Origin of the sequence: Stenotrophomonas sp. 2619 (genome assembly GCF_040548725.1) — a bacterium.
Lineage (GTDB): Bacteria > Pseudomonadota > Gammaproteobacteria > Xanthomonadales > Xanthomonadaceae > Stenotrophomonas > Stenotrophomonas maltophilia_AP.
The window spans coordinates 14,399-33,003 of the sequence record NZ_JBEPSF010000001.1; the positions used below are offsets into that span (position 1 = coordinate 14,399).

General features: G+C 67.6%; 15 protein-coding genes. 1 reads left to right on the forward strand and 14 read right to left on the reverse strand.

Annotation, left to right across the window (positions count from 1 at the left end):
• Nucleotides 1-304: 304 nt before the first annotated feature.
• The 8 genes from bamA to ABIA71_RS00095 all read right to left on the reverse strand — a co-directional run bounded on the left by bamA (nucleotide 305) and on the right by ABIA71_RS00095 (nucleotide 10,045).
• Entirely contained in the window at nucleotides 305-2,725 is a 2,421-nt protein-coding gene (bamA, locus tag ABIA71_RS00060) for an outer membrane protein assembly factor BamA (RefSeq protein ID WP_354282160.1), read from the reverse strand.
• A 73-nt stretch (nucleotides 2,726-2,798) separates the two neighbouring features.
• Nucleotides 2,799-4,157, reverse strand: a complete 1,359-nt coding sequence (rseP, locus tag ABIA71_RS00065) for an RIP metalloprotease RseP (protein ID WP_354282162.1) — start codon at nucleotides 4,155-4,157, stop codon at nucleotides 2,799-2,801.
• Nucleotides 4,158-4,191: 34 nt separating this feature from the next.
• Nucleotides 4,192-5,382 carry a 1-deoxy-D-xylulose-5-phosphate reductoisomerase gene (gene dxr / locus ABIA71_RS00070; protein ID WP_354282164.1) on the reverse strand — a complete coding sequence of 397 codons (1,191 nt, stop codon included), beginning with the start codon at nucleotides 5,380-5,382 and terminating at the stop codon, nucleotides 4,192-4,194.
• Nucleotides 5,383-5,384: 2 nt separating this feature from the next.
• Nucleotides 5,385-6,209 (reverse strand): phosphatidate cytidylyltransferase, encoded by an 825-nt coding sequence (locus tag ABIA71_RS00075; RefSeq protein ID WP_128095744.1) that lies wholly within the window; start codon nucleotides 6,207-6,209, stop codon nucleotides 5,385-5,387.
• Nucleotides 6,206-6,976, reverse strand: a complete 771-nt coding sequence (gene uppS / locus ABIA71_RS00080; RefSeq protein WP_038689463.1) for a polyprenyl diphosphate synthase — start codon at nucleotides 6,974-6,976, stop codon at nucleotides 6,206-6,208. The genes ABIA71_RS00075 and uppS overlap by 4 nt, the downstream gene beginning before the upstream one ends.
• Nucleotides 6,977-6,981: 5 nt before the next feature.
• Nucleotides 6,982-7,539, reverse strand: coding sequence for a ribosome recycling factor (gene frr, locus ABIA71_RS00085; RefSeq protein ID WP_354282167.1), 558 nt, complete (start codon nucleotides 7,537-7,539; stop codon nucleotides 6,982-6,984).
• Between the two features lie 151 nt (nucleotides 7,540-7,690).
• On the reverse strand, nucleotides 7,691-8,422 hold the full coding sequence (gene pyrH, locus ABIA71_RS00090) for a UMP kinase (protein ID WP_038689459.1): 732 nt from the start codon (nucleotides 8,420-8,422) through the stop codon (nucleotides 7,691-7,693).
• Between the two features lie 123 nt (nucleotides 8,423-8,545).
• Complete coding sequence (locus ABIA71_RS00095) at nucleotides 8,546-10,045, reverse strand: sensor domain-containing diguanylate cyclase (protein WP_354282169.1); 1,500 nt, start codon at nucleotides 10,043-10,045, stop codon at nucleotides 8,546-8,548.
• A gap of 237 nt (nucleotides 10,046-10,282) precedes the next feature.
• Between ABIA71_RS00095 and ABIA71_RS00100 the strand changes: the two genes are divergently transcribed.
• Nucleotides 10,283-10,978 (forward strand): AIM24 family protein, encoded by a 696-nt coding sequence (locus ABIA71_RS00100; protein ID WP_159499260.1) that lies wholly within the window; start codon nucleotides 10,283-10,285, stop codon nucleotides 10,976-10,978.
• A 1,127-nt stretch (nucleotides 10,979-12,105) separates the two neighbouring features.
• Here the strand turns inward: ABIA71_RS00100 and tsf are convergent.
• From tsf to ABIA71_RS00130, 6 genes are all read right to left on the reverse strand, one after another.
• The gene (tsf, locus tag ABIA71_RS00105; protein ID WP_038689454.1) at nucleotides 12,106-12,984 is read right to left on the reverse strand and encodes a translation elongation factor Ts; all 879 of its coding nucleotides are present in this window, start codon (nucleotides 12,982-12,984) and stop codon (nucleotides 12,106-12,108) included.
• Between the two features lie 126 nt (nucleotides 12,985-13,110).
• Complete coding sequence (rpsB, locus tag ABIA71_RS00110; protein ID WP_019184395.1) at nucleotides 13,111-13,935, reverse strand: 30S ribosomal protein S2; 825 nt, start codon at nucleotides 13,933-13,935, stop codon at nucleotides 13,111-13,113.
• Between the two features lie 211 nt (nucleotides 13,936-14,146).
• On the reverse strand, nucleotides 14,147-14,845 hold the full coding sequence (locus ABIA71_RS00115) for a fimbrial biogenesis chaperone (RefSeq protein ID WP_354282172.1): 699 nt from the start codon (nucleotides 14,843-14,845) through the stop codon (nucleotides 14,147-14,149).
• Nucleotides 14,845-15,132 carry a hypothetical protein gene (locus ABIA71_RS00120; RefSeq protein ID WP_354282174.1) on the reverse strand — a complete coding sequence of 96 codons (288 nt, stop codon included), beginning with the start codon at nucleotides 15,130-15,132 and terminating at the stop codon, nucleotides 14,845-14,847. The genes ABIA71_RS00115 and ABIA71_RS00120 overlap by 1 nt, the downstream gene beginning before the upstream one ends.
• 74 nt (nucleotides 15,133-15,206) lie before the next feature.
• Nucleotides 15,207-16,256: a Csu type fimbrial protein gene (locus ABIA71_RS00125; RefSeq protein ID WP_354282176.1), complete on the reverse strand. Its 1,050-nt coding sequence runs from the start codon at nucleotides 16,254-16,256 to the stop codon at nucleotides 15,207-15,209.
• The gene (locus tag ABIA71_RS00130; protein ID WP_354282178.1) at nucleotides 16,253-18,601 is read right to left on the reverse strand and encodes a fimbria/pilus outer membrane usher protein; all 2,349 of its coding nucleotides are present in this window, start codon (nucleotides 18,599-18,601) and stop codon (nucleotides 16,253-16,255) included. The genes ABIA71_RS00125 and ABIA71_RS00130 overlap by 4 nt, the downstream gene beginning before the upstream one ends.
• Nucleotides 18,602-18,605 lie beyond the last annotated feature (4 nt).

Genomic DNA, 18,605 nt, shown 5'->3' on the forward strand with positions numbered 1-18,605 from the left:
TGTGGCGCAGGTTCGGTCATGCAGGGTGGGGCTTGCCTCCCGGCGGACGCCCTGCCTCTGCCCGGACAATGGGGCGGGTAGTGCCGGCCGCTGGCCGGCTCCCGGCACATCCCACCCCACGCGACGGCAGGCGCCGACCATTGGTCGGCACGGCATTCCCAGCCTCCCACGCAGCCGGCCAGTGGCCAATCCCCACAAACGAAAACGCCGGGCAAGCCCGGCGTCTCGTAGCGCATCTGGTGGGAAAGCCCCCTTCTCTTGAAGGGGGCGCGCCGAAGGCGCGGACAAACTGCGGAGCAGTTCGTCAGAACTGACCACCGAACGTGAACTGCAGGCGCTCGATCTCGTCGCCGTCCTTCTTCTTCAGCGGGAAAGCATAGCTGATCGAGATCGGGCCGACCGGCGCGCGCCACAGCAGGGCCACGCCGGTGGACACGCGCAGTTCGTTGGCCTTGAAGTTGTCGGTGCCGTTGTACACGTTGCCGAAATCGACGAAGGCCGAGATGCGGGCCGACGGGCTGTCGAACAGGCGCGGGAAGTAGGCTTCGACCGAACCGACGGTCTTCAGCGAACCGCCCAGCGGCTGGCCATCTGGATAACCTCGCGTGGCTTCACGCGGACCCAGGGTGTTGTCCTCGAAGCCGCGCACCGAGTTGGTACCGCCGGCGTAGAAGTTCTCGTAGAACGGCAGGCCGGTGGCGGTCACGGTCTTCACGTAGTCGGCCGAGGCGGAGTTGCAGTCCACCGTCTGGGTCGGGTTCGGGTTGGCCGCGGTCGGTGCGGTGTAGCAGAGGTCGCGGGTGATGTCCTTGCCATAGCTGTCGCCGTAGCCGATTTCGGCACGGGTGTTGATGACCAGCGACGGGATGATCGGCCAGTACTTGGAGAACTGGTAGTTCAGCTTGTAGTACTCGATCGTCGAGCCCGGCAGGGTGGTTTCCAGGCCGATACGCTGATAGGTACCACGGGTCGGCATGAAGTAATCGTTGCGGGTATCGCGGGCCCAGCCCAGTTCGGTGCGCCAGGAGTGGAACGTCTTGGTGCCGATGGCATCGATGTAGTCGATGATCGACTGCGGCGTCGAGCCCTGGTAGGTGTTGATCTGGTTGCTGTCGATACCGACCATCAGCGAGACCGTGTCGTTCTCGGTGATCGGCACGCCGAACACCATCTGCGCCGACCGGTTGGTGCTGTTGTACTGGGCGGTGTTGAAGTCGGAGTAATCCAGTTCGCGCCAGGACAGGTTGTAACCCAGCGACACACCGTCATCGGTGAAGTACGGGTTGGTGTAGCTGAAGCCGTAACGCTGCAGGTAGCTGCTGCGCGAGGCTTCGACCGACACGCGGTTGCCGCCGCCGAGGAAGTTGTTCTGCGACAGCTGCACCGAGGTGGTCATGCCGTAGGACTGCGAATAGCCCAGGCCGAACACGAAGCTGCCCGATGTGGTTTCCTTGACGTTGTAGACCACGTCGACCTGGTCGTTGCTGCCGGTGACCGGCGGGGTCTCGACGTCGACCGATTCGAAGTAGCCCAGGCGCTGCAGGCGGATCTTGGAACGATCGATCGCGGCCTGCGAGTACCAGCTGTTCTCGAACTGGCGCATTTCACGACGCAGCACTTCGTCGGAGGTGCGGGTGTTGCCCTTGAAGGTGATGCGACGCACCTGTACGCGCGGGCCCGGCACGACCTGCATGTTGATCGCCACGGTACGGTCGGCGCGGTTGCTGGTCGGGATCGGGTTGACCTTGGCGAAGGCGTAACCGATGTTGGACAGCGAGTTGGTGATCGCGTCCGAGCTGAATTCCAGCAGCGCACGCGAGAACGTGTCGCCGGATTTCTGGATCACCATGCGCTCGACATCTTCCTGCGGCAGGATGGTGTCGCCGGTGACCTTGATGTCGGAGATCTTGTACTGCTCACCTTCGGTCACGCCGGCGGTGATGAACATGTCGCGCTTGTCGGGGCTGATCGACACCTGGGTGGAATCGATGCTGAAGTCCACGTAGCCGCGGTCCAGGTACCAGGAATTGAGCTTTTCCAGGTCGCCGGACAGTTTTTCCTTGGAGTACTGGTCATCGCGGCGGTACCACGAGGCCCAGTTGTGCTCCTTGGACTCCCAGGTTTCCAGGATGTCTTCGGAGGCGAACTTCTCGGTGCCCACCAGGTTCACGTGCTGGATCTTGGCGGCCTTGCCTTCCTTGATCGCGATGGTGATGTCCACGCGATTGCGATCCAGCGGGCTCACCGTGGGGGTGATGTCCACGTTGTATTTGCCGCGGTCGTTGTACTGGCGGCGGAGTTCCTGGGTCACGCGGTCCAGGCTCAGGCGGTCGAAGGTACCGCCCTCGGTCAGGCCGATGTCGCTCAGGCCCTTGAGCAGCTGGTCGCTCTTGATGTCCTTGTTGCCGGTGACGGTCAACTTGTTGATCGCCGGGCGCTCTTTGACCGTGACCACCAGGATGTTTCCCTGGCGATCCAGCTGCACGTCTTCGAAGAAGCCGGTCTTGTACAGCGCACGGATGCTCTCGCCGACCTTGTTGTCGGTCAGGGTTTCGCCACGTTCCACCGGCAGGTAGGTGAACACGGTACCGGAGGTGATGCGCTGCAGACCATCGACACGGATGTCGCTGACGGTGAAGGGCTCGGCTGCCTGGGCCAGGGCGGGCGCGCCGAAACCGGCGGCGAGTGCAAGGGCAAGCAGGCGGCGATTGGGGAGTCGCGTCATGTCACGTCCGGTTGGAGTCGAATGCAATGTTGCGGGATGCCGGCGCATAAGACGACGACAAAAGGGAAAAAGTTCATCGCGCGGCCAGGCCGAGGATGTCGTTGTAGAACGCCAGCCCCATCAGCCCGGCCAGCAGCGCCAGCCCGACGTACTGGCCGGCAGCCATGGCGCGCTCGCTCAGCGGGCTGCCCTTGACCAACTCAATAAGGTAATACAGCAGGTGCCCGCCGTCCAAGATGGGGATGGGCAACAGGTTGATGATGCACAGGCTCAGCGACAGCAGGGCCAGGAAGAACAGGAACCAGTCCAGCCCCCGCTGTGCGGACACATTGGCCACGCGGGCAATGGTGACCGGGCCGGAAATGTTCTGCAGCGAGGCGCTGCCGGTGACGATGCGGCGCATCATGCCCAGCGAATCCCCAGCCATGCGGGCGGTTTCACGCAGGGCGACCGGCAGTGCCGCAATGGGCCCGTACTTGAGTTCGGCGTCGTAGGCCGGCGCGCTAGACTGGGCAAAACCGATCCCGATCTGCCAAGTGGGCTGGCCACGGCCGTCCTTGCCCTGGCGCGGGGTGATTTCGAGCGCCAGCCGCTCGCCGCCGCGCAGTACTTCGATCATGCCTGGGCCGCCGCGCTTGCCCAGGGTGTGGATTTCGGTGAACACCTGGTCGATGGCGTCGATGCGCTGGCCGTCCACCGCCACGATCAGGTCGCCCGGCAGCAGCACGCCCTGGGCGGCCGAGTCGGGCACGACCTTTTCGACCAGCGCCGGCTGCAGCCAGAACTGCCAGGTCAGCCCGGCCAGCACCGGCACCCGGCGCTCGTCGAAGCCTTGCGGCAGCTGCGACAACGGCAGCACCCGGGTCTGTACCCGGTCCTGCGCGTCCAGCACTTCCAGGCGGGCATCGTGACGGTCCATGGCGGCGGTGGTCAGCGCCATGCTGGCCTGGCCGGCGGTCACCACGCTGCGCGCGTCCACGCTGATCAGCCGGTCGCCCGACTGCAGCCCGGCGGCCTGCGCCATGCCGCTGGTGCGGCCGATGGTGGGGGAGTAGTCCTGCTTGCCGAGCACGAACATGGCCCACAGCAGGGCGATGCACAGCAGCAGGTTGGCGGCCGGGCCGGCGGCCACGATCGCGATGCGCTGCCACACGCTCTTGTGGTTGAAGGCCTGGTCACGCTCGTGCGGATGCACCTCGACTTCGCGCTCGTCGAGCATCTTCACGTAGCCACCGAGCGGGATGGCCGCAATGGCGAACTCGGTGCCGGCGCGGTTGCGCCGCATCCACAGCGGGCGGCCGAAGCCGACCGAGAACCGCAGCACCTTCACCCCGCAGCGGCGCGCCACCCAGTAGTGGCCGAATTCATGGAAGGTCACCAGCACGCCGAGGCTGACGATCATCCACCAGACAGATCCGATGAATTCAGCCATGGTGGACGGCACTGGAGAGGGGCGGGAAGGGCATTCAGGCGTGGTCGATTGCGGCTTGGGTGATCAGGCGGGCGCGCTGGTCGGCAGCCAGCAGGACCGCCAGTGTATCGGCGGACTCGACCGACAATGTTGACAGAGCGTTAGCCACCAGCGCCGGAATGGCAAGGAAAGCGACTTTTCCCTGAAGAAATGCTGAAACAGCCACTTCATTGGCGGCATTGAGGATCGCCGGCGCGGTGCCGCCGGCCGCCATGGCCTGCCAGGCCAGGCCCAGGCAGGGGAAGGCGTCGTTGTCGGGCGCCTCGAAATCCAGCCGACCCTGGGCCAGCAGATCCAGCCCGCCGACCCCGGATTCGATCCGTTGCGGCCAGCCCAGGCCCACGGCCAGGGTGGTGCGCATGTCCGGCAGGCCCATCTGGGCCAGGGTGGAGCCGTCGACGAACTCGACCAGCGAATGCACCAGGCTCTGCGGGTGCACCAGTACCTCGATGCGCTCGCCCGGCACGCCGAACAGGTGGTGGGCCTCGATGACTTCCAGGCCCTTGTTCATCAACGTCGCCGAATCGACCGAGATCTTCGGCCCCATCGACCATTTCGGGTGCGCCACGGCCTGCGCCGGGGTGACCTGGCCCAGCTCCGCACGGCTGCGCCCACGGAAGGGGCCGCCCGAGGCGGTCAGCAGGATCCGGCGGACGCCGGCGCCTTCCAGGCTGGCATCGCGCGAGCGCAGGCACTGGAAGATCGCGCTGTGTTCGCTGTCGATCGGAATGATTTCGGCCCCGGCGGAGGCGGCCTGGCGCATCAGCAACTCGCCGGCCAGCACCAGCGATTCCTTGTTGGCCAGCAGGATGCGCTTGCCCGCCGCAGCGGCGGCCAGGGTCGAGGACAGCCCGGCGGCGCCCACGATGGCAGCGACCAGGGTGTCGCATTCGGCACTGGCGGCAAGCTGGTCCAGCGCGGCGGCGCCGGCGTGGGCCTGGGTGGGCAGCCCGGCGTCGCGCAGGCCGTCACGCAGCGCGGCGAAGAGGGTGTCGTCGGCGATCACGGCATGATCGGGCCGATGCTGCACGCACAGCGCCACCAGCGCCTCCACCTGGCGCCCGGCCGCCAGCACGCTGGCGCGGTAGCGGTCGGGATGACGCGCGATCACATCCAGCGCCGATGCGCCGATCGAGCCGGTGGCGCCGAACACGGCGACCCGGCGGGGAGCGGTAACGCTGACCATGTTCAGAATCCGAAGATTTCCTTGCCCAGTGCGAACACGGGCAGGGCGGCAAGCACGCCGTCGATACGATCCAGCACGCCACCGTGGCCGGGAATGATGTGGCCCGAGTCCTTGGCACCGGCGTGGCGCTTGATCAGGCTCTCGTACAGGTCACCCAGTACCGAGGCGAACACGGTCACCACGGCGGTGATGACCAGGCCCAGCACGTGGGCGTTGTCGATGCCGGCCATGTAGCCAAAGCCCAGCGCGACCGCCAGCCCGGCCACCATGCCGCCGCCGAGGCCTTCCCAGGTCTTGTTGGGGCTGATCCGCGGGGCCAGCTTGGTGCGGCCGAAGGTGCGACCGGCGAAGTAGGCGCCCGAATCGGCCGCCCAGACTACGGCCAGTGCCGTCAGCAGCCACAGGTGGCCGTTGCTGCCGCTGGCATGGATCAGCACCAGCGAGGCCCACGCCGGCACGATGGCCAGGGTGCCGGCCAGCAGCTTCAGTGCACGCGCGGGGCTGCTCGGGCTGGCTCCGAAGGTGAAGAAGCGCAGCCACAGCAGCGCCATCAGCCACCAGCCGATGCCGACCAGTGCGGCGATCTGGTACAGCACCAGCGAGCCGTCGCCGGCCCACACCATCAGCACCATCAGCAGCAGGTTCAGCACCAGCAGCACGGTGCGGGCGAGGGTGTCGTCCACGTCGGCCAGCTTCAGCCATTCCCACAGGCCGATCAGGAACACGGCGGCGGCGGCGGCGGCCAGCCATTGGGTCGGCAGCAACAGGATCGCCGCGATGGCGACCGGCGCCATGATCAGCGCGGCGATGACTCGGGTCTTGGTCATGGGGTGGATGTCTCGGTGGCCAGGGCGGCGATCTGGGCGCTGGTCAGGCCGAAGCGGCGTTCACGGGCGGCATAGGCGTCGAGCGCCTGCTGCAGGACGGCGGCGTCGAACTCGGGCCACAGCACGTCGGTGAACCACAATTCGGTATACGCCAGCTGCCACAGCAGGAAATTGCTGATGCGGGTGTCGCCGCCGGTACGGATGAACAGGTCCGGCGGCGGCAGGTCGGCCAGGGCGACCCGGCTGGACAGCATCGCTTCGTCGATCTGTTCGGGCAGCAGGCGGCCGGCGGCCACCTCTGCGGCCAGTTCGCGCGCGGCGCGGGCGATGTCCTGGCGGCCACCGTAGCTGGCGGCGATGTTCAGGGTCATCGCGCGGTTGTCGGCGGTGCGTTGTTCGGCCAGCTGCATGCGGCTGACCAGCCCGGCGCCGAAGCGTTCGCGTTCGCCGATGAAGCGCACGCGCACGCCACGCCGATGCAGCTCGTCCACTTCGCGGTCGAGCGCATTGAGGAACAGCTTCATCAGCGCGTCGACCTCGTCGGTTGGCCGGCCCCAGTTCTCACTGGAGAAGGCAAACAGGGTCAACGCGGCGATGCCGCGTTCCAGGCAGAAATCGATGGTGCGGTTGACCGCGCGCGCGCCGGCCCGATGGCCGATCAGGCGCGGGCGGCGCCGCTTCTGCGCCCACCGCCCGTTGCCATCCATGATGATGGCAACGTGGCGCGGGATGGCCGCAGGGGTGCTGGAGGTCGGGGCCTGGGACATGGGGCTCAGACCGCCATCAGTTCCTTTTCTTTCTCGGCCACGACACTATCGACGTCCTTGATCGACTTGTCGGTCAGCTTCTGGATGTCGTCTTCGCCGCGCTTCTTGTCGTCTTCGCTGATCGCCTTGTCCTTGATCAGGCTGGCGATGGCCTTGTTGGCGTCCTGGCGGATGTTGCGGATGGCGATCTTGGCGCCTTCGCCTTCCTTCTGCACCTGCTTGCCCAGCTCGCGGCGACGTTCTTCGGTCGGCGGCGGCAGGTTGAGGCGGATCACGGTGCCGGCCACGTTGGGGGTCAGGCCGAGGTCGGAGGCGTAGATGGCCTTCTCGACGTCCTTGATCATGCCCTTGTCGAACAGGGTGATGACCAGGGAATGGCCTTCGGACACGCTGATCGAGGCGACCTGGTTCAGCGGGGTGTCGGTGCCGTATGCCTTGACCGTGATGCGGTCCAGCAGCGCCGGCGAGGCGCGGCCGGTGCGGATGGAGGTCAGGGTGTGCTTCAGAGCATCGATGCTCTTGGCCATGCGCGTCTGCGCGTCCTGCTTGATTTCGTTGAGCATCGCCCGAATCCTGGATGTAGCTGGTAATCGGACGATTATAGGCGAATAAGGGGGCTGCCCGCCTTATCGGGGCCGGGCGTTGGCCGACGCCCGCAGGTACGCGCACCCGGCAGGCTCGGCCACGGGCCGGCTGCCGGGATGACTGCGTTGTTCAGGCAGCCTGGTCGCGACCGCGCACCAGGGTGCCGATGTTGTCGCCGTGCAGGATCTTCAGCAGCTCGCCCGGCTGGCCCATGTCGAACACGCGCAGCGGCAGGTCGCTGTCGCGCGCCAGGGCGAAGGCGGCGGTGTCCATCACTTCCAGGCCGCGGCGGATCACTTCGTCGTAGGTCAGGCTGTCGAAGCGGACCGCATCGCTGTACTTGTTGGGGTCCTTGTCGTACACGCCGTCGACCTTGGTGGCCTTCAGCAGCAGGTCCGCGCCGATCTCGATGGCACGCAGGGCAGCGCCGGAATCGGTGGTGAAGAACGGGCTGCCGACGCCGGCGGCGAAGATCACCAGCCGGCCCTTTTCCAGGTGGCGGATGGCGCGGCGGCGGATGTAGTCCTCGCACACGTCGTTGATCTTGATGGCGCTCATCACGCGCGCCTTGGCGCCGAGCTTTTCCAGCGCGTCCTGCATGGCCAGCGCGTTGATCACGGTGGCCAGCATGCCCATCTGGTCGCCGGTGACGCGGTCCATGCCGCCGGCCGCCAGGCCGGCGCCGCGGAAGATGTTGCCGCCGCCGATGACCAGGGCCACTTCCGCGCCGGCCTGCTGGGCTTCGATGACCTCACGGGCCAGACGGTTGATGACCTTGGGGTCGATGCCGTAGTCCTCGTCTCCCATCAGCGCCTCCCCGGAAACTTTCAGCAGGATGCGGCGATAGGCAAGACTGGACATGGTGACCTCTGGATGCGTGGAAAACGCGGGAATTCTACTGGAAGCCGGGTCTGCCCGTGCGTTTATTTTGCTGCGCTGCGGCGCAGGCCCGGCGCCCTTCCCCGGCGGGAAGGGGCATCCGGTTCACGCCGGCGCCGTTCCCGGGGAGCGGGCGATGACGCGGTTGCGGCCCAGGTTCTTGGACCGGTAAAGCACGTCGTCGGCCGCCTTCAGCAGGTCCTGAACATCGGCGAAACGCTCGTAGCCGCCCTGGGTGGCGACCCCGGCCGAGAAGGTCACGAACAGGGGGCCGTCGGGTACCTCGGCCATCGGCGTATTGACGATGTTGGCCAGCACCCGGCGGACCACGTCCAGTGCGACCAGTTCGGTGGTGTTGGGCAGCAGGGCGATGAACTCCTCACCGCCGAAGCGGGCCACGGTATCGCTGGTGCGCAGCTGCTCCTGCAGCTTGCCGGCGAACACGCGCAGTACCTGGTCACCCATCAGGTGGCCGTGGGCGTCGTTGATCTTCTTGAAGTCATCCAGGTCGATGAACGCCACCGACAGCGGCCAGCCGTGGCGGGTGGCGCGCAGGAACTCCTGTTCCAGCACGGCCTCCAGCTGGCGCCGGTTGAGCACGCCGGTCAGTGCGTCGCGGTGGGCCTGTTCGGCCAGCCGGTTGGCGCGTGCTTCGAACTCATCGGCGCGCTGCCGGGCCTGGGCGGCGTCCTGCATTTCGCGCAGGTTGCGCAGGGTCGCCAGTTCCTGGGCGTGGTCGATCAGCTGCTGCACGCGCGAGGGCGACAGCAGCGGCGTCTCGAACAGGGCGCTGATGTCGGGCAGGGCGTCGCTGATGCGGGCCAGCACCTGGTCGAACTGGGCGCTGTCCAGCTGCAGTGTTTCGTGAACCAGGTGCAGGGCGTGCTCGCGCGCGGCGTCGGCGTCGGCGCTGAGCCAGATATCGGCAACGGCACCGGACAGGGCCACGCAGGTCTGGAAATTGTCTTCGGCCGCGGCGGGTGATTCGCTGCGGGCGATGCTGTCCACCAGGTAGCGCGGCAGGTCCCACTGCTCGGCCATGAGGGCGCCGACGTCGGCATGGGTGCACTGCAGGTGTTCGCGCTCAAGCGCGACCAGCGCCTCGTTGTCGGCGGCCTGGCGCAGCAGCGGCAGGTAGGTGTCCGGCTGGGCCTGGGCCAGCACCAGGATGCCCAGGTCCTGCAGCAGGCCGGCCAGCATCAGTTCTTCGGCCTTGCGCAGGCCGCGGGCCTGGCCCAGCAGGCTGGCCGCCAGGGCGCTGAGAATGCTGCGCCGCCACGCACGTTCGCGCAGGTCCTGGCCGTCGCCGGGCGCGGTGAGGCCCTGGGTGACGGTGAAGCCGAGGGCGAGGCTGACGGTGGCATTCAAGCCCAGCATGGTCAGCGCCTGGCCGAGGTTTTCGATGCGGCGGCGGCTGGCATACAGGGGCGAGTTGGCGATGCGCAGCATGCGTGCGCTCAGCGCCATGTCGATGGCGATGATGTCGGCGGCGGTGGTGATGTCCGCTTCCGGGTCCTGGGCCAGTTCGATGATGCGCAGGGCAATACCGGGCGGCGAGGGCAGGTTGCGGCAGAGCGCCAGGGCGGCTGTCAGCTCGGGAGGCATGGCATGGCTATTAGTGTGTTGAGGCAAGAATACATGGAGTGCGTCACAGATTTGAGCGTTGATACTTGCGTTGGCGGGTCGATTGGCGTCGGCACTGCGTTTGCCGATGCGCCACGTGCTGCAAAACCAACGGGCAGATCGCGGCGGGCGGGGTCATCGCGCCCTTGGTAACACATTCCCCGGCGCAGGGGGAGGGGCGCTACCATTCGCGCTCCCCTTGCATGGATGACGCACGACATGGCCGTAAAGACGTTGCAGGAGTTTTTGTCCACCACCCAGGAGAAGGATGTCAGCGCCGATGCGTTCGAGCTGGAAAGTCCGCACATGCTGGAGGTGCGGGTGGACGGGATGGTGTGGGCCAAGGCCGGTTCGATGGTGGCGCGCAAGGGCGGGGTGAAGTTCACCCGCCAGGGGCTGCTGGAGCAGGGGCTGGGCACGCTGCTGAAGAAGATGGTGAGCGGCGAGGGTCTGCAGTTGATGAAGGTGGAGGGCCAGGGGCGGGTGTACCTGGCGGACGCGGGCAAGCAGGTGACGTTGCTGCGGCTGGCGGGGGAGTCGATTTTCGTGAACGGCAATGATGTGCTGGCGTTCGAGACGGGGATCGCGTCGAAGATCACGATGATGAAGAAGGTGGCGGGGATGCTGTCGGGCGGTCTGTTCAACATTCAGTTGAGCGGGCACGGGATCGTGGCGATGACGTCGCATTACGAGCCGATGACGCTGCCGGTGAACGCGCAGACGGGTCCGGTGTTCACCGATCCGAACGCGACGGTGGCCTGGTCGGGGTCGCTGGTGCCGGAGATCGTGGCGGACATCTCGCTGGGCACGCTGGTGGGTCGCGGGTCGGGCGAGAGTCTGCAGATGCGTTTTGCCGGCGAGGGCTGGGTGGTGGTGCAGCCGTACGAGGAGGTTTCGTTCCAGGCGAAGGGGTGAGGGTGGGTTGATGCGCTGGCGCGCGGCTTTTTACGGCAACGGCAACGGCAACTTCAACTGCAACGTCAACTGCGGCGCCGCGGTGCTAGCGGCTGGGTCGGTGCGGGTGGGTTGGCGGGACACGCCGTGAATCCATCCTTGGAGGCTCGTGGGCGCCATCCATGGCGCCCAACGGTCCCGCCAACCCACCCGCACCAACCCCCGACAGTGTGCGGGCGCGTTGGGAGGGCAACTGCGACAGCCGGGGGCGGTTGGATGCCGGTTTGTTTTGGGTTGGCGGCTGGGGAGTAACTGGTTGGTTGATGGTTGTTGGTTGGTTCGTGGTCGGGCGGGGGGGGGGCCCCCCCGGGGGGGGGGGTGGGGGGGGGGGGGGGGGGGTGGGGTGGGGGGTGGGGGGGGGGGGGGGGCCCGGGGGGGTGGGGCGGCCACCGGCCACGGGGGGGGGGGGTGGTGGGGTGTTTTTTTTGGGGGGGGGGGGTGGGTTTTATGGGGTTGTTTTTTTTTTTTGGGGGGGGGGGGGGGGGGCGGGGGGCCGCCCCACGGCGGGTGGGTAGATGGGTGGATCGGATGGTGAATTCGTTGAGAGATAGGGGGTAGAGCCGACCGTTGGTCGGCTGCTCCAACCCACCCGACACCCACCCCAAACCACACCCCACCCCCTATCCAAACAAACCAAACCAGCCGCACCAACCGCACCAACCAACCCCAAGAAACGGCAAAAACGCAGCTCCGCCGTTTCCCATCCATCCGTTAGCGACACCAAGTCGGGGCTGGCAGGCTTACCCCCTGCCGGGACCGTTGGGCGCCATGGATGGCGCCCACGAGCCCCCAGGGGTGAAGGCGCATTGCTCGCGAGGCACTGCCTCGCATGCGACTGAACGCCCAGCCGCCAGCGGCTGGGCCGGGCCGCGGAGCGGGGTTCACGGCGTGTCCCGGCAGGGGGTAAGCCTGCCAGTCCGCACAGAACCGCAAGCAGCAAGGAAACCAGCTCTGCGCTTTGGCTCTGCGCTTTTGCCCTGCGCTTTACGCTTCGAAAAAAAACACCACCCACAAAAAAACCCGACCGAAGCCGGGTTTTTTCGTTGAAGCGAATCACCCCGCCATCGCCGAAGCGACGGCGTAGTGGATCAGGCCAGACCGGCCTGCTTCATCACTTCGGCGGCGTAGTCTTCCACCACCTTCTCGATGCCTTCGCCAACGGCCAGGCGCTTGAAGCCCACCACGTCCGCGCCGGCAGCCTTCAGCACCTGCTCGACCGACTGGTTGGTGTCCAGCACGTACGGCTGGCCGTACAGCGTCACTTCGTTCACGATCTTGGCGATCTTGCCGCTGATGATCTTTTCCAGGATGTCGGCCGGCTTGGACTTGTCCTTGTCGGTCATCTTGGCCAGCTCGATTTCCTTTTCCTTCGCAACGAACTCGGCCGGCACATCGGCCGCCTTGTTGTGCGGCGGGTTCATCGCAGCCACGTGCATGGCCAGGCCACGGGCCAGCTCGGCGTCGCCGCCGGCCAGTTCAACCAGCACGCCGATGCGGCCGCCGTGCACGTAGGCAGCGACGTTGTTGGTCGATTCCAGACGCACGATGCGACGCACGTCGACCTTCTCGCCGACCTTGGCAATCACCGCGGCGCGGGCTTCTTCGATCGTCTCACCGGTCGGCAGCTTGGCGGCCTTCAGTGCGTCGATGTCGGCAGCACCCGAGCTCAGCGCGGTCGCGCCAACAGCCTTGGTGAAGTCCAGGAAGTTGCTGTCCTTGGCGACGAAGTCGGTTTCCGAGTTCACTTCCACCAGCACGGCCTTGTTGCCGTCCTGTGCAGCCACGATGATGCCTTCGGCAGCCACGCGGTCAGCCTTCTTGTCGGCCTTGGCCAGGCCGGACTTGCGCAGCCATTCGGCCGAGGCGTCGATGTTGCCGCCGTTTTCGACGAGTGCCTTCTTGCACTCCATCATGCCGGCGCCAGTGCGCTCGCGCAGTTCCTTGACCAGGGAAGCAGTGATTTCCACGGGATTTCCTCACGAAAGAAAGGGGTTGGGCCGGCATGGTGGCCGGCCCGTGTGACAGTGTCCTGTCGTCGCGCCATCGGCAGCGGACAGGAACGGTGGGCGCGTGGCGCCCACCGTGGGCCTGGATCAGGCCTGGGCTTCGCCAGCAGCCGGAGCGTCGGCGGCCGGAGCGGCAGCCTTCTTGGCCGGAGCGCGGCGGGCCGGCTTGGCTTCTTCGCCAGCAGCGGCTTCGCTGAACTCTTCTTCGCGGACGGTGGCAGCGTGCGGCGCAGCAGCCTTGCCTTCCAGCACGGCGTCGGCGGCGGCACGGGCGTACAGCTGCACGGCGCGGATGGCGTCGTCGTTGCCCGGGATCGCGTAGTCGACCAGTTCCGGGTTGTAGTTGGTATCAACCACGGCGATCACCGGGATGCCGAGCTTCTTGGCTTCCTTGATGGCGATGTCTTCGTGGCCGATATCGATGACGAAGATCGCGTCCGGCAGACGGTTCATGTCCTTGATGCCGCCCAGCGAGGCTTCCAGCTTGTCGCGCTCGCGACGCAGGCCCAGCACTTCGTGCTTGACCAGCTTGTCGAAGCTGCCGTCGGTTTCGCCTGCTTCCAGTTCCTTCAGGCGGGCAACCGACTGCTTCACGGTACGGAAGTTGGTCAGGGTGCCGCCCAGCCAACGCTGGTTCATGAAGGGCATGCCGCAACGCTCGGCTTCTTCACGGATCGACTCGCGGGCGCTGCGCTTGGTGCCCAGGAACAGGATGGTGCCGCGCTTCTGCGCAACGCTGGAAATGAAGTTCATCGCGTCATTGAAGAGCGGAACGGTCTTTTCCAGGTTGATGATGTGGATCTTGCCGCGGGCGCCGAAGATGTACTGGCCCATCTTGGGGTTCCAGTAACGGGTCTGGTGGCCGAAGTGGACGCCGGCTTCCAGCATCTGACGCATGGTGACCTGAGGCATTGCAGTAACTCCTGATAGGGAACCGGCCGCCACGGGTGATAGAGGGCGGTCCGCCGTGAGGCGGGGGGTTCCGGGGTTTGGCTTCCCTGTCGCTTCCGTGACCGAACTCCTTGCGGAGCACCCCGGCACGGATATGGGCGGCAGGTGTGAATTCACCGGTGACGTCCGGTGTTGACGTATTCCCGCGCCAAGGCGGCAGGGATCCGGTCGATTATAGCCCGGTGCCGGGGGCAGGCGCAATCACGGCGGGAAGCGGGGCTTCGGCCGCACCGTTGAGCCGGGCCCGGAACTGGCCGCCGGCGTAGCCATCCGGTCGCGGTGGGAGGTCCCAGCGGCGGGCGCTGCGCGGGAGCACATAACCGGCAAGGCCATCGATCAGCGGCTGACGCCGCCCCTGGGAATCCACGAAGACCAGGTCGGCCAGGCCGGCATGGCCGTCGCCGTCATTATAGAGGTGCAGGCGCGGGGCCGACGGGCTGCCACCGGTGCCGACCTGCAGCCGCGGTACCGGCAGCGTCAGTCGGTCAGGCTCCACGAACACCGGCAGCGAGTAGCGTGCATCGCCGACGCCCGGGTCCGGGCTGATGACCAGCCGGTAGCCCTGCTGGACGGCGTCGGGCACGGCGCCGAGGCGGACCACGCGGACCCGCTGGCGCTGGCCCGGCGCGATCTCCAGCCGGGCCGGGCTTACCGCCAAGTCCGCCGCGGGCACCAGCTGTTCCTGGTCGCCCGCCTGTTCCCAGCGGTACAGCCGGGCCTGGCCGGACCAGGCCGTACCGTCCGGGTTGGCCAGCCACAGCTCGGCGTGGGCCGGACCGGCCGGCACCGACACGCGCACCGGGCTGATCTCCAAGGCGTGCACGGGCAAGGTCGCCAGCGCGGCGAGCACGAGTACCGCGGCCTGTCGCATCAGTAGGTGACCGTTGCCAAGGGCGGCTGGCCGAGGCCGGATGCCGGGATGGCCGGGCTGAGGGCGGTCACCTGGGCCGGGACCGGCTGGCGGCCGTCGCTGCGCTGCTGCGCCGGTCGGCAGGCGGGTTCGTGGGGCGTGCCGGGGCGGCTGCAGTCGGCGACGATCCGCACCCCGATCCGCAGGCCGGCGCTGCCGCCGGTGGCGGGGCGGGCGGTGACGGACGATGCGGCGGCACACAGGACCAGCAGGCTGGCCAAAGCGAAGGAGAGCGATCGCGGGGGCATCGAACATCGCACGGCAGGGGATGCGACCGTTAACGGCCGTGATCGCAGCCGCTTGAGTAGATGTGCCGACTAGTTCAATAAGTGATGGTGACGGTGATCACGTCGTTATAGCTGCCCTGGGCGGGAACCGCGCCCGTGGTGGGCGGGGCCCGCCCGTACACCGTGAGCGTCTGCGCCGCGCCGTTACCGGTACCGGACCGGGTGTCGATGTTGAGGGTGTTGCCCCAGCGCTGCGAGCGTGCCGGGTCGCGGTACAGCTCGTAGGGGATGTAGTAGACGCTGCTGTCCGGTGCGGTGAAACGCATGCGCCGGGTGGTGCCCTGCGCGCTCAGCCCGTTGTCCAGGCCGATGCTGTAGGCGGTGCGGTTGATGCAGGTCAGGCCGATGGTGGAGGTGCGGTCCAGGTTGGCGGTGATCGCCCCGGCATTGCTGCCGAAATCCATATCGGTGGTGATGTAGGTGCTGCATTGGGGCAGCACATTGGCGCTGACCGTGAACGGGAAGGCGCTGTCGGCGGTCTTGTGGCCGCTGACGCCGCTGGCCGTGGTGCACAGCGCAGGCGGCTGCGCTGTGCCGATGATGCTCTCGTTGTAGGCGTATTCCAGGCTCACGTTGGCCGCAGTGAAATTGCTCGCGAAGCTGCCGGCCGACAGCACCTGCGCGGCCGGCACCTGCCCGTACAGCGTGATTGTCTGGGCGCCGCTGCCGCCGGTGAGCAAGGGCACGGCGTAACTGAGGGTGACCACCGCGGCGGGCGGCGTCCCGGCCGGCACCGTGCCCCACACCGTGGTGCGCCCCGCATTCGTATACAGCTGGAAGGCCATCGGGTCGGCGCTGGCGTTGGTCATGCTGCGGGTCGGCAGCAGGGTGCTGCCGGTGCTGCCGGTGCCGATCTTCAGGCAGGCGCGCACGCTGGCGCTTCCGAGGATGCTCAGCGCGGCGGTGGTGCAGGTGATGGTGAAGCTGGTCATGGCGTTGGTCGCGGTGGCCGCGCCATTGGTGATGGTGCCGAACGCCAGTGCGGTCGGCGCGGTGGCGGTGCAGGTGGTATCGGCGCGCGCCGGGGCGGCAAGACAGGCCAGTGCCAGTCCCAGCAGCAGGGCGATCAACCGCACGCTGTTCATCGCGCCGGTACCGGCAGGCAGCGCAGCGGGCCGATCCGCGTGGTGCCGGGCGAGGTGGGGGCCACCACCGGGGCCAGCCGCACACTGCAGCGGCCGTCCGGCAGCTGCACCTGCAGGTCGGCCGGCAACGCCACGTCTTCCAGGTAGGTTTCGCCGTCGTAGCCCACCGTGGCGGTACGCCCGCCGGGCAGCAGCACGGTGCTGCCCACCGGCAGCGGCACGCCGGCAGCGTCCTGCAGCAACACGCTCCAGGCCAGGGTGCGGCGCAGGCCGAAGTCCACGCCCAGCCCGGCGCTCTGGCGCGGGGTGACCCAGGCGTCCACGCGGTCGGCGCGCATGTCCGCGGGCAGGTCCAGGGTGTCGATCGAGAGCCGGTTGCGCTGCCAGGACAGCAGCGAGGTCACCAGCAGCAGGCCGTTGCGGTCGGTGCTGCCGATCAGGCGGTTTTCCAGCCGCACCGGGATGCCGGGATGGCCGTCGGTGGAGACCAGCGCGAACGCATCGGACACTTCGCGCGCCGCGAACAGGTGCCCGCCCATCCACACCAGGCTGCCACTGGCGCTGGCATAGCCGGAGTCGAAATCGCCCTGCCGCGAGTACCCCAGCGCGTAACGGCCCACCCGGTTGAGCCAGCCCAGCTCAGCCAACCCGCCGGCGCCATCGTCGCCACCGCGTGCCTGCACGCGCCAGCCAACCCCGCCCTGGCTGCCATCGCCCGGCACCGGTTGGGACACATCGGCCACGTAGGTCATGCGCTCGCCGTTGCGCTGCGCCGACACGCTGCTCTGGCGGTTGCGACCCAGCGCGGCCGACACCGACAGGTAGGCGCTGCGGTCGTCGCTGTCGGACAGGTTCTGGTTGAACGACAGGTAGGCCGACCAGCGTTCGCCGAAGCTGCGCGACCAGAACAGGCTGGCGTAACGGTTGTCATCGCCGTCGGGATAGCGCAACCGCAGGTAGCTGGCGCTGAGCGAGCCGGCGCGCTCCAGGTTGATGCCCACGGTGGCCTGTTCGCTGATGTCCGGCGGCAGCGTGTTCTGCAGCGCGCCCAGGTCGCGGTAGTCGCCATGGCTGCGCCGGGTGAGCAGGTTGAGGTTGAAGCGCCGGTTGTTCCAGCTGTACCCCAGCGAGTACTGGCCGCCCTGCAGGCCATCCATGCGGCTGTGCGCGTAGGCGGCGTTGAGCACCCCGGCGCCGCCCAGCAGCCACCAGCCACCGGCACCGCCATTGAGCACTCCGCCGCCGCCTTCCAGATGCGCCTCGGCGGTGAAACTGTCGCTGGCGCCGTGGCGCCAGGTCGCGCTGCCGATCACCGGCGATTCGTAGCCGAACGAGCGGATGCCGTAGTCGCGGCGCATCCGGCCCACGCCGGCCGACCAGTCCGACAACCCCTTGGCCAGCAGCTGCTGGGCACCGTAGAACGCGAAGTCCAGGGTCTGCATGCGGCCGAACGCGTCGGTGATGACCACCTGGGCGTTGCCGGTGCCGCTGATGCCCGGTTGCGCGGCCAGCTGGAAAGGACCGACCGGGACCTCGCCGTTGTACTGGCGCAGGCCGTCCACATACAGCTCCACAGTGGAGGGCACCACCGCCTCGCCGAGGAAGGTGGGGGTGGGGGTCAGCACGCGATAGGGTTGCAGGCCGTAGTTGCGTCCAATCTGCACGCCGCCCATGCGCACCGGTCGGCTCCAGTCGACGAAGCCGCTGTAGAAATCGCCGACGGTCAGGGTGACGGCCGTATCGGGGAAGTCCAGTCGCCATGCGGTATCCAGGCGCACGCTTTCCCCTCGCCACTGGCGGTCTTCCGGATCCTGGTAGGTGCGCAGCAGCGCACTGGATTCGAACACGCCGCGCCCGAGCCCGAACAGGCGCAGTTCGGTGGTCAGGGCGAGGTTGCCGCCGCCTTCGGTGTGGCTGCCGTACACGTCGTAGTTGAGCAGCGCGCCGGGGGATGCCGCCGCTGCCGGTGCGGTGTCGGCCGGGCGCTCCAGCCGCGTGGTCGGCAGCGACAGCTGCTCCAGCGGCACGTCCAGCGACAGCGTCTGCAGCCCCGCGTCGTAGCGCACCACCACGCCGCTGAGCAGGTCCAGCGCCACCGGTTCCTCGCCCCGGGCCGAAAAGCCCAGTTGGCGCAGGGTCGCGGGCGAGGCCATCAGCCGGCCCTGCAGTTCGGTGAAGGGCAGCAACCCGCGCGGGGCCTGGTTGAGGGTCACCTCCAGGTACAGCGTCTGCGCAGCGGTGAGCGGCGTGGGCGGCGGCAGCAGGGCCTCGCCGGACACGCCGATGTCCGCGTCGGCCGCGTTCGCCGCGCACGGTGCCAGCGTCGCGGTGAGCAGCATCCGCATGCAG